This is a genomic window from Neobacillus sp. BF23-41 (assembly GCF_041106275.1).
The window spans coordinates 1-11364 of the sequence record NZ_JBGBPR010000054.1 but is presented as its reverse complement, the minus strand read 5'-3'; the positions used below and the strand labels follow the sequence as shown (position 1 = coordinate 11364).

Annotated in this window: 14 protein-coding genes and 1 pseudogene; 12 read left to right on the top strand and 3 right to left on the bottom strand. The window is 32.5% G+C overall.

Annotated features, from left to right (window positions below):
• Nucleotides 1–548 precede the first annotated feature (548 nt).
• On the bottom strand, nucleotides 549–1316 hold the full coding sequence (locus AB7942_RS29440; RefSeq protein ID WP_369449619.1) for an alpha/beta hydrolase: 768 nt from the start codon (nucleotides 1314–1316) through the stop codon (nucleotides 549–551).
• Between the two features lie 473 nt (nucleotides 1317–1789).
• Here AB7942_RS29440 and AB7942_RS29435 point away from each other — a divergent pair, with 473 nt between their 5' ends.
• Together AB7942_RS29435 and AB7942_RS29430 are read left to right on the top strand one after the other, a co-directional pair.
• Nucleotides 1790–2323 (top strand): hypothetical protein, encoded by a 534-nt coding sequence (locus tag AB7942_RS29435; RefSeq protein WP_369449618.1) that lies wholly within the window; start codon nucleotides 1790–1792, stop codon nucleotides 2321–2323.
• A gap of 198 nt (nucleotides 2324–2521) precedes the next feature.
• On the top strand, nucleotides 2522–2776 hold the full coding sequence (locus AB7942_RS29430) for a hypothetical protein (protein ID WP_369449617.1): 255 nt from the start codon (nucleotides 2522–2524) through the stop codon (nucleotides 2774–2776).
• A gap of 225 nt (nucleotides 2777–3001) precedes the next feature.
• On the opposite strand, the gene AB7942_RS29425 is transcribed toward AB7942_RS29430, so the two are convergent.
• Both AB7942_RS29425 and AB7942_RS29420 read right to left on the bottom strand, forming a co-directional pair.
• The gene (locus AB7942_RS29425) at nucleotides 3002–3415 is read right to left on the bottom strand and encodes a hypothetical protein (RefSeq protein ID WP_369449616.1); all 414 of its coding nucleotides are present in this window, start codon (nucleotides 3413–3415) and stop codon (nucleotides 3002–3004) included.
• A gap of 316 nt (nucleotides 3416–3731) precedes the next feature.
• The gene (locus AB7942_RS29420) at nucleotides 3732–4748 is read right to left on the bottom strand and encodes a DUF3231 family protein (RefSeq protein WP_369449615.1); all 1017 of its coding nucleotides are present in this window, start codon (nucleotides 4746–4748) and stop codon (nucleotides 3732–3734) included.
• A gap of 514 nt (nucleotides 4749–5262) precedes the next feature.
• Here AB7942_RS29420 and AB7942_RS29415 point away from each other — a divergent pair.
• The 10 genes and pseudogenes from AB7942_RS29415 to AB7942_RS29370 form a co-directional block, all read left to right on the top strand.
• Entirely contained in the window at nucleotides 5263–6045 is a 783-nt protein-coding gene (locus tag AB7942_RS29415) for a hypothetical protein (protein ID WP_369449614.1), read from the top strand.
• Nucleotides 6046–6519, top strand: a complete 474-nt coding sequence (locus AB7942_RS29410) for a hypothetical protein (protein ID WP_369449613.1) — start codon at nucleotides 6046–6048, stop codon at nucleotides 6517–6519.
• Between the two features lie 215 nt (nucleotides 6520–6734).
• Nucleotides 6735–6964 (top strand): annotated as a pseudogene (locus AB7942_RS29405) (helix-turn-helix domain-containing protein).
• 430 nt (nucleotides 6965–7394) lie between these two features.
• A complete protein-coding gene (locus tag AB7942_RS29400; RefSeq protein WP_369449612.1) occupies nucleotides 7395–7715 on the top strand; it encodes a hypothetical protein in 321 nt (106 codons plus the stop codon).
• A gap of 472 nt (nucleotides 7716–8187) precedes the next feature.
• Nucleotides 8188–8703: a hypothetical protein gene (locus AB7942_RS29395; protein WP_369449611.1), complete on the top strand. Its 516-nt coding sequence runs from the start codon at nucleotides 8188–8190 to the stop codon at nucleotides 8701–8703.
• Nucleotides 8704–8883: 180 nt separating this feature from the next.
• Nucleotides 8884–9261: a DUF3888 domain-containing protein gene (locus AB7942_RS29390; RefSeq protein ID WP_369449610.1), complete on the top strand. Its 378-nt coding sequence runs from the start codon at nucleotides 8884–8886 to the stop codon at nucleotides 9259–9261.
• A 176-nt stretch (nucleotides 9262–9437) separates the two neighbouring features.
• Complete coding sequence (locus AB7942_RS29385; RefSeq protein WP_369449609.1) at nucleotides 9438–9908, top strand: DUF3916 domain-containing protein; 471 nt, start codon at nucleotides 9438–9440, stop codon at nucleotides 9906–9908.
• Nucleotides 9909–10038: 130 nt separating this feature from the next.
• Nucleotides 10039–10266 carry a hypothetical protein gene (locus AB7942_RS29380; protein ID WP_369449608.1) on the top strand — a complete coding sequence of 76 codons (228 nt, stop codon included), beginning with the start codon at nucleotides 10039–10041 and terminating at the stop codon, nucleotides 10264–10266.
• 179 nt (nucleotides 10267–10445) lie between these two features.
• Nucleotides 10446–10796 carry a hypothetical protein gene (locus AB7942_RS29375; protein WP_168243982.1) on the top strand — a complete coding sequence of 117 codons (351 nt, stop codon included), beginning with the start codon at nucleotides 10446–10448 and terminating at the stop codon, nucleotides 10794–10796.
• A gap of 161 nt (nucleotides 10797–10957) precedes the next feature.
• Nucleotides 10958–11364 (top strand): SMI1/KNR4 family protein (locus tag AB7942_RS29370; protein ID WP_369449607.1); only part of this gene is annotated, 407 nt, incomplete at its 3' end.

The window sequence follows — 11364 nt, the reverse complement described above, 5'->3', positions numbered from 1 at the left end:
TTCTGCTTTTTTTCGAATAATTTATCTAAAAGTCCCAATTTCAAATCAATCCTACCCCTAAGTGTTATTGTAATTATTCTACAAGTTAGGGCACTTTAGGACAGCACTAAATTATTAGATATATACAAAGTCCCCTTTTTTCTTGTTCCAAAAACAGATTGTGAAAAATTATACTTAAAGTAACGGGTGCGATTGTTCAATAGGAACATTCGCTTTGTCGCTGATTAGGCAGGACAATGAGGCAAAGGAAATTCTCTTTTCAATAAGGTTATTTAGCAGCATCGTGTCGGTGTTCAAATATCAAAATAATCTTTGTATAAGTTAGTTTAATTAATAAATTTTCAAGCTATTATTTAAAAAATAGGCGGCACCTCAAAAAGTAACGGGTTCGGTTTCGAAGTACAAAATTCGAATTAGCTGCTAAAATAACAGTGAAATTAGCATATAAATCAACAAAAGAATTAACACAATAAATCGGCATATAAAATGCTCAGGGCATAAAACTCTGAGCATTTTTTTAAATAAGGGCTTATTGAACTAAAGGTTAGTTAAGTTGACACTAAAAAAGATAATATTTTAGGGACTCTTTCTCTAAAGAAAAAATAATTATGTTCCGCATCGTTAATAATTTCAAACTTTACATTTGATATTTTCTCTCTTAAAATTTCATAAATGGAATTATTTGAAGCTACAAATTCCTTACTAATTAATTCTTCACCTGAAGCTTCTTTAGTTCCGCAGTCCAAGTAAAAATCTTCAATCGATGATAAATTGGAACTACTTAATAACTTCTCTAGTTCCTCCTGGTTACGGTAAAAAGCAGAAGAAATAGCAGCTACTCTGGTGAAAATGTGAGGATAACGGCACGCAGCAAAAGTGGAAATTAGCCCTCCTAGTGAAATTCCCGCCATCGCAGTACGGTCTTTTAATGTAAGGTATTTATTATCTATGAATGGCTTTAGTTCATTTACGATAAAGTCTATGTACTCTGTCCCTTTTCCACCTTCTGAACTAGTATAACCTAATATTTTCTTGCTGTATTCTCCACTTACCCAAGGACAATATTCATTTTTTCGGTCTTCTCTATTTTGGTCTATACCGACAACAATAACTTCCAATCCAATTTCATCTAAGTAGTTTTCGAGTTCTAAAGATTTGCCACCAATTGCATCATTATCACGAAAAACATTTTGCCCATCGTGCATATACAATACGGGGAACCTCTTATTTTCTTTGTTGTAATTTTTAGGTAGATATACTCTAATCAGCCTTTCTTGTTCAAACGGAGTTATATATATAGGAAATATTTCTAACACGATTATTCCGCCTTTCACTATTATTTCTATATTTTATTTTACCATATTTTGTTTTAATCCCTTGCATCTTTGTTGAACAAACGAGTGCTTAGTCGAATAACACCTCTCTTTATTTTAATAAAAATATCCACCAAACCATCATTATAAATATAAAAACCAGTAAAACAATTAGCAACCGCTTTAAAATATGAATTCGCAGAGTGACACAAACTTCTGTCACCTTGCTAAAAGCGGTACGAATTACGGTGCTTCGTTACTCTCAATTCGACTAGAAACCCCGTCATATCAACAAAAAAAAGCAAACCAATTCGTGTGTTATTTAATGTTTTGTACTCGAAAACAGAACCCGTTACTCAAAAAGGTATCGTCTTTTTTATTTGTTAAAACAAATTTAGAGGGTTTTTTATTTTTTTAGGAGATATAATCTTATAGGATAAAAACCTGGAAAATTTAAATAAAAAGGTGATATTAAAATGACACATACGATATTGTTAAAAAACATAGTTTATATGCCAGATCCTGTATGTTATATCCTTAAATCGGATATTTTTCCCATTAAAGTAAGCGATCTTCATTTAGAAGATAGTTTTGAAACTTATGATGATATAACAGATGATGGTTATCCTGTAATTGATTCATCATTAATTGTTGATACCTATATTCATTATCAAAAAGTCAATAAGGGTATCCGAATCGAATTTGGGCGAAGGTTATCATCCTCCTTGATAGAAATAGAGGGAGATGAGGAGTTTGGTTTGTATATTAGAGAATATATGGATTTAGAGGCAAAAATCATTTCTAAAAAGAATGATTTAAAATTAGAGGAATACGAAAATAGTGAATCCACTCTTAGTATTCTATATTCCTTCGAAATAAGAGAGACTAATAACATTTTAATTAAAGACGTAATCGAACAAGCGGAATCATTAGTATTATCAATAGAGAAGGAAGTATTAGAAGAGTATAATAAATGGTTTAAAAAATCCCTTTCTTCAAATCTACACTAAATGGGAGAAGGTAAGTGGTACAAAAACGATAATATTTAACTTTTGTTCTTTCACTAACGGGTGCAAGAGTTGAAGATAAAGGCTGTCATTGAGGCAGCTTTTTCTATTTGTACTAACGTAAGCAGGAGAGTTGAATAAGAATGGTTATAAAGGTAATTAGGCAGAATATGTAATATTAACGTTTAAGGAGGTGATAGCTTGAAAAAAGAGCGATTTATGTTAATAGCTAGCATAGCTTTTCTGTTTCCAGTTCTTGAATTCTTCTTTAAAGACAATTTCCTTAACTTCTATGCACATACAGCAATTGTTGCTGTCGCTGTGGGAATTCTAGTATTTATATTCCAATATATAAAGAAATTTTACTTGGGACTAGCAGTCCTTACTTTACTTTTAGTCTTTTCCATTACAAGTTGGACAGGGAATTGGCACGAAATTGGTGCTTTATTCCGTTAAGCCTGTTTATTGCTATTAAAAAGGAACTTCTTATTGAAGATCCATTTTTTATTGCGGATAATAACGATTATATCAACAAGCTTTGCATACAATATTCACGATAAAAAAGAAGTGGATCTAGTTCAATTAACGTGGCAGTTTAGTTCAATAAGAGGGACCAATTTTATTTCCATAGTGGACCAAAAGAATAAAATAAAAAAGAGAGGAAATATCCTCTCTCATCATTTATCTTTGAAATATAAACTCCTCTTTATATTTTCGTTGCTGGTTACTTTTATTATTGTCTGTCCAAGTAACAATCACTTTCATTTTTGTTGACTTACTGTGTAAGGGGAAAGTTTGTTGAAAAAACGAAGAAGAATTTAACATATTATCCTTTTTATCATCAAACGTAAACAGTTCATTTTCTTTTTTTTGCACATCACTATATGCTTCAATTCTGGTTAATCGAACGTTTTTATCACCGATATTTGTAATGCCTATATTGTAAAGGTTATATAATCCATCTTTTTTTAAAGGGTTATGCTTGGAGTTATCGCTAATAGATTTTTCTATTACAACATTCCATTGTTTTGATGTTTCTTTTGATGAGAATTGTTCAAATTGTACAGCCCTTGTGTTTAACGGTGCAAATATCATAGCAAAATTATAGATAATACGGAAATTTTAATATTTCTCATTATGTCACCCTCTTTTTAATGTTAGGATGATTTAAGGGTGGTTATATTATTCGATAAATCGATTTCGAAAAAAGAGAAGGTGTTTCTTCAACTAACGGGTGCTTAAGTTAAACAACAAATGGGCTGTTTCGGCAGTCCTTTTTTTCTTATCTTTATTCAACTAACGAAGCAGTTTAGTGTAACAAGGGAGATGGAATTTTGTTTTCTTTGCCCTATGAAGTGCAGCAAATGAAAAAGCTAGGAATCGTTCCTAGCGTCCAGTTTTTACATATTATTTATTTCTCCTTCCTGTTGGCGAGCGAGTCACGGTCACTTGCTGTTGGAGGCTGCTCTAACCATCCATTTTTTATCATTAGGTTTGCTCCGTCTTCTGCAAATTGTAAGAGTTCTAAAATTAGTCGTATGTAATGAGCACCTAAATCTCTTCTTGAATTGACACTCAAAGCAGAACCATAAAATGAAAGGGATAATTGTGTAGACAATAGAATTTGGTACATCATATATTTATCCGAAAAGGTCATAGAAGTAGAGCTCGTGATCATCGATTGCCAAGAAACAGGAGAATTTAATTTATCTTCCTTAAATACCGATTCAAATATTTTTATGTGTTTATTGGCAATGTCAAGTCCCCTCATGAAATATTGACGAGTCTCTTTGGATTGGGCTACTTGGATGAATCCTACTTTTAAAGCAGCATGTAAATGCATTTTTAGCATGTTGAAAGTAATATCTCCTATTTCGATAGCATTCAGAGGACGACGATCCCCCAACCATCCCGTTAAAAAGCTTTGGTGCTTTACAAAATCGATTGATTCGGGTGGTGAAATAACAGGAGGTCGTACAAAAAGTCCTTTCGAAAGCATTAAATCAATGGATTGATCAAAAAGCTCCATCGTTTCGGACATACAGGTTATGTAATACTTCCGTAAGTCAGAACGAATCGAAGTACCAACAGACAAAGAATATCCAGTCATCCCTTGCAAAGTCATGATATAAATATAATTTAGGTAGAACGGGTCTTGAAAAAGACGAGGTGCTTGAATGTTTACGTCATCTTTTTCTGTAAACCCATGTGGGATAGGATAATTTTCATTTACCATGAATTCTGTAATTTTTTGGACATGCTTTTGGGATAATCCAAGGGCAGTTTGGTAGATTGATTTGACATCGTGATCTTCAATATGCTCCAGTGCATAACGAAAAAAACAAATGGACATGGTATCAAAAATGTATAGAGTCCAAAGGCTTGCCATTTCTGGAGCAGTTAATCGAATGGGGTTATTTGTCTCCAAGATTTATCCTCCAATAAACGAACTTGTACATTGTTTTTATTGTTTTCTCAGAGGTGAAAAATATGTAAAAAATTAAAAACCTCTTAAATCAAAAGATTTTACTGATGAGAAACAAGGTGTAGTTGTTTTGATAAAAACAGTATTTGTGGAGGTTTTTTACAAAGAAACTTCAACATGGTTCGATGCGGGTGGTTCAGTAATTCCGATTATTATCGGGATACATTTATAGCTTAACTGGTGTGATTCTTCAAGATGTAGTTTGCCTTTTTCTAATCTCACAAAAAAAATGTGAAATAGTGCACTTAGTAACGGGTGCAAGAGTTAAACGAAGAGTTGCTACGGCAGCGCCTTCTCTTATTGTGCTAACTAGGCAGGTTATCATAAGAAAGAAAACTTAATTATTGATATTATTTTTATTTAAAAAATTTTTTGGAGAGATTAAGGAAAAAGGATTATATAACTGAATTTAACCTGTACACAGAAATTACAAACTTGGATCAAAGGAGCATTTTATATGAGTAGGGTTATGAAAAGGGAAAGTCTTCCTAGAAACGTTTTAGGAATTTTTGATACAACCATACTTCATTTAAGAAAGCCTTCAATAATTGCTTGGTGGTCAGTAGCTTTCCCTGGACTTGGTCATATTCTACTAGGGCATTATTTTCGTGGTACTGGTCTAATTGTTTGGGAAATTTGTATTAATTCATATTCAAATCTAAACGCTGCTATGGTGTATTCTTTTATAGGCGATATACCATCAGCTAAAGGTATATTAAATACCAGATTATTGCTTTTATATATACCTATATATTTATTCGGTATATGGGACAGTTACCGTGGAACAGTTGATTTGAACAAAGAGTATAAACTTAGCGAAAGTGCCAACTCTCCCATCAAGAAATATGCTATGAACGCAGCGGGTGTTAATTATCTGGATAAGAGAAATCCTATCCTAGCTCTTATTTGGGCAATTTTCATTCCAAGTCTAGGTCAATTTTATCAACAAAGAATCTTAGCAAGTTTTTTTACACTTTTTTGGGCAGTTATCTTTGTATTTTACTCGCACTTCGCTGAAGCAATAATTTATTTAATACAGGGAGATATACAAAAATCCACACAAGTATTAAATATGCAATGGTTGCTATTTATACCTTCTTTTTATTTCTTCACATTGTATCAATCTTATACAGATACTATTGAACTAAATAAATTGTTTGCAAAAGAACAAGCACGCTTTTTAGAGGAAAATTTCCAGCCTTCGAATTTCCACATTCATAAGGGAGGACTGGTGGAATAAATGCAAATTTTTGCGACCTTTGAACAAACAAAGTATCTTGAGCTTGGGATAACAGAGTTACAGGAGAATGGCATAACGGATATTTTTGCAGTTCCATTAAAGAAAGTAAATGTTAGAGCTTCAATCATTGACTCCCTTAATCATTCTGACGGTCGTTCGTTTTTAGATAAGGGTTTTGCTTTAGCAGTTGTATTATCAACTATTTTAGCCAGCAAGGGATTTGAATTAGAATGGGGACCTATATACTGGGGACTAATTGGTGCAGCCAGCGGCATTATTATTGGTTTAGTAATCGAAATAATATTGTATAAATGGAAGAATAACAAAAAGCAAATTAAACTGGTACGGAATGAAAAACACGGAGAAGTTATACTAATTATTAATTGTCAGCTGAAGGATGAAAAATTAGTTTCAGATATACTCACACGGAATTTAGCGTTAGGGTTGGCGAAAGTTATTAATTCTAAAGAATAACAAAATTTTTTATTATCGGTGTGATGCTATAAAAGGCATCGCCCATTAACGAAGGAGATTGTGAAGAATTGTACTTAAAGTAACGGGTGCGATGCTTTAAGAAGGCACCTTGTTCCACTAACGGGGCAGAATACTTGTATAAGAACAGTATAAAATATATTGAAATCAAATATATAAAGAGATTTATTATTGTGGTAATAGAAAAGCGGGAACAAATGAGTGAAAATTTAGAGAAAAAAAACTTTGGGTTCTACTTACCGTGCGAGAAGAAAGAAGTTTTTGAGTTATTAATACAAGATAAAACCCCAAAAGAAGTTGCTGAATTACTTTTTATCACTGAAAATACGGTACTCAATCATATTTTCAATGTTATAAAAAAGCTTGGAGTAAGGGAAGATACCAGGCAGTTCTTGAATTAATCAGATTAGGAGAACTCCAAATTTAGTTAAAAAGTATTTTATTTAGCATTTCCAAGAAAACGTACCAATTGTTGATCTTGGAATAATCTCCCTAAATAAGTACAAGATAATAACGATTAATTGGTGGAGGTTATTAGTGTGCTTAACAAAAAAGAGAAGATAACATCGTTATTTTGGATTGCTATACTTGGCTTAATTTTAACAACGATATATTCAGTAATCCTTGGTATTTTAGGATATAGGACAATGAGCAGGATCGATTATATTTACAAACAGAATAAACAAAGAACAAAAAATAGTTAATAAAGAGTGACTGAGAAGTCGCTCTTTTTTTATTCCTTCTTTAACTAACGGAGCAGGTTAGTGCAAGAAGGAGAAATAAGAAAAAACAACGAATTCATACACATATTGAACGAAGCTGGGGGCATAACGATTAGAATACAAGGAGAGCAGATAATGTTCGAGACCATTGGTTGGCGGTTTTACATAAATGCAAAAACTAAAGATAAAGCTCAAAATGTATTAACAAGAATTGAAAAAGTTACTGATAAACTAAAAATTATTTCATTAGAACAATATTGGAAAGACAATTCACTCTTTGAAGTTTATTGCGATTCTTCGTTTCAGGTAGATGAACCAGAAAAAGCAATATTCGAAGTTCTTGTTTTGGTTAATCAATTAGGACACGATATAGAGGTTGTCGGTCCTCTGTTATATGAAAATGATCAAGTGGAATTTTCGGGTTATTGTTCAAGACCATCTATCGTTGGTTTATAGTGGTTTCATTTTTATTTAGATAATTTTAGATAAATGCCGTTCATAATAAGCTAATCAATATTCAATTAACGAGTACATCGGGTTGCAGATGTATCCCGTTTTTTATTCGACTAACGAGCAGTTTAGTGAAAGAAGGAGAAATTCATTAAAATGAAGAAATAAAATATTTTAGAGTTTTTGAGGAAAGGCTACGGGGAAGAGGAGATATATGAAAACATTTCGTAATTATTCCTATGTGATTTTGTTTATATTATTTTATTTTTACTTTATTTTGAAAGATTATTTTAGCTCTAAATCGTTTCATTGGATTGCTAACGGTGTTCACTCTTTAATTTTGGTTTTGTTATTTATCTTTTTCAATTGGCTATTCAGTGATAAAGGCAAAAGGGATAAAAAAGATTAAAAGCTAGGGTTTTTCTTGTCAATTAACGGGTGCTTTACTTAAATAAAAATAAAATACAGGGAGATGTGTATGAAAGAAGTAATTATCTCTGAATTAGGGAAATTAGTAGGATTAAAATTACAGTATGCAGGAAGGGCATCTAACCTCTTTTGGCTGGGTTTTGGGGAAATAGTGGAAATAATTCGAAGAGGCAGAACCGAAGAAACGGCAGAATACGCTTTACATATCCAGTGTTCTTGGAGAATTTCATTGGGTAACAAAATTGTTGTTGCTTCAAGGGACTACTATTCTCCAAGCTCAGAATGGGACGGAGACATTAAGGACTTCGATTGGGATATAAAAGGTAATAACAGATTTGATGAACGTATTAAAACTTTTATAAAAGACAATGGACAAATAAAGGTATTACAAATTGATTCTGATGAAGTTGGTGGATTAAATGTCTTTTTATCTGGGGGTTATAAGTTAGAAGTATTTCCAGACAGTTCAGATGACGATGAACAAAGTGAACACTGGAGATTCTTTAATCGAAAAGAAAACAGTCCACATTTTATTGTTACTGGAAATGGAATTGAAAAAGTATGAACTTCAACATTGTGAAGAAATGTACTTAAACTTTCGGGGTGCTTGAGTTAAAGATCAGAGCTGTCATTGAGGCAGCTTTTCTTGTTTCACTAACGGGGCAGGTTTAATGAAAGAAGGATTGTCAATATTTAGTGCTTAATGAGGGTAGATTAAACCAAAAGAATTGTAAGGGGTGTTATTATGAAACAATTTATTTTGGGCATATTTGTTATCTCATTTTTTGTAACCTGTCCTTCATATTCAATAAACCGAGCATTTGCTGAAACTAATAATAATGTCGAAGAAAAACATACTGATTTTTATGATTCTTTATTAGTTTTATTAGACCCTTATGCAAGGAAAGCAATAAAAGATAAGTATCCAACTCGCAGTTATGGATTATGGAATGCAGAAATTTTAGAAGTTAAGAGAAAAACAGGTGAATTTGGTCAATTTGATTTTACGATAAAGGTTAAATATGACACTTACACAGGTCCCCATAATCCACCAGAGGGTCCTGTCATACTAACCTTTGATGTAAAATTAGAAGGGGTTAATGTAACTGAAGTTCGGGAGTGATTTTTAATAAAATTCCTTCTTCAACAATGGGTGCAAGAGTTGAAGATGGATAAGTGCCGCACTCCTCTTAAAGGAAGGGGTGTCTGTAAATATATTAGGGGGATTTAGATGTGGTTCAATGGAAATTTGATAATGGTTCAAAAAGGAAAATTAGGGGTTTAAGGAGGAGGTACAAAATGTTAGTAAATGATTTAATAGACTTAACAAAAACTATGCCTAATCCTAATGATTATTTTCTAGGTTATTGGCATCTACACTTACCATTCAGCCAAGAATATATAGATTCGAAAAATACACCGAACAAATTAAGGCGAGATATTATGCAAAAATTAATCGAACGGGTCGATTATTTAATAAACATAAAGACGAAAGAACAAAGTGATTATTGCATTTATGCTATTATTTCATTACCCAATTTGTTTGACTCACAGATTGTAGTATTCCCAGACAAAAGCTGGTTTGATGGTTTTTTCGAGAGAAATTCAAAAGAACAAAAATGGATACCTCTGGATAGTGGTAGAAATATTATAGAAGAGTGGAAGCTTGTTTTATCTTCTGATTTAACAGTTAGGGGTTTCAAAGAAATAATTTCGGACGAGGACATCAACTATGAAGGCGAAATCTGGTTTATTGGTGAGTTAAATTAGATAAGTTCATTTTGCAAATAGGTGCTAATTCTTCAAATCAGGCTAGTATTTTATTTATTTCTAATAGCAAGATTGTGAAAAAATGTACTTACACTAACGGGTGCAAGACTTGAAGTGTCAAGGAGGCTTTATGAAAAAGAAATTTGAATACAATGAGATAGTTGAAATAGTTAATTCCTCTAATCCTAAATTAAAAGAAGCAATCAATAAAAAAGGTTATATTGCTGGTGATGCTTTTGACGAAAATACTGGAAAGTGGATTTATGCCGTATTCATTTTCGATAATGAAATAGTTTATTCCTGCGATGAAGATAATCTAAAGTCAACAGGTGAATACTTTCAGGAGGATGAATATTAATTGGATTTCTTCCTTCACTAACGGGTGCTTTACTTCAAGAGGAGTAGAGCCTTTTTAGTTGTTCCACTAACGAAGCAGGTTAGTGTGATAAGCCAGACGGAACATCAGGTGTTGGGATATAATTGTGATATAGGTGTATATGCAATTTTTACTTATAAATTTGAAATGGAGAGCAAATAATGTTTTGGAAACTAAAAAGAAACTGCAAACATACTTCATATAAATTCGAAGCTGATTTTGTGGCGGATCCAATTTGGTGTAACGATTGTGGTGAAAATCTTGATATAGAGGAATTCCCCATACCAGATAAATTGCAGGAAGAGCTAATGGAATGGGTATCGGAATATGGTAAATGGATTGATTTAGAAACTGATTCATTAAAGGAAAATGGATTAAAACTAGAGGAAAATCACAATGAAAAAGGGTTGCAACTATTCCAAGAGGTGAAGAAACAGTTAGGAGAAAAATATCCAATCATATTTGTTCCATCCAAATCAGCACAACTGTATAACATTTTGAAAAATAATTGAATCTCTACTTATTCAGCTAACGGGTGCAAGAGTTGAAGATTGGGATTGCAGCGGCGATCCCTTTGCTTATTCAGCTAACGAAGCAGGATAGTTAAAGAAGGATTTTCATAAATAGAAATTGAATATAAAACATATTCATCCAAAATTTAGGGGGGAATGAAATGTGGATAGAATTTGTCAATTCCATTTCGAAGGAACATCACTTTAAAGACCCTGCAATAAAGTTTGAGATTGCTCAAATTCAAAAAGAATTAAATGTTGAATTACCTGAAGAATTAGCTGCCTTATTTAATGAAACAAATGGTGTGTTCGACAACTGGAATTGTCCTCTGGTTTGGTCAACTTCCCAAATTATTAAGGACAATCTATTTTATAGAAATTTTGAAGATTATATAGATATTTATATGCCATTTGATAATCTTTTCTTTTTTTCAGGCGCAGGTAATGGCGATTTATTTTGTTATGCAATATTAAAAAATGGGACCATTGAAAAAAACGATATTTATGTTTGGAATCACGAGGATGATAGTCGAACCTGGGTTGCAGCTTCATTAAAACATTTTATTGA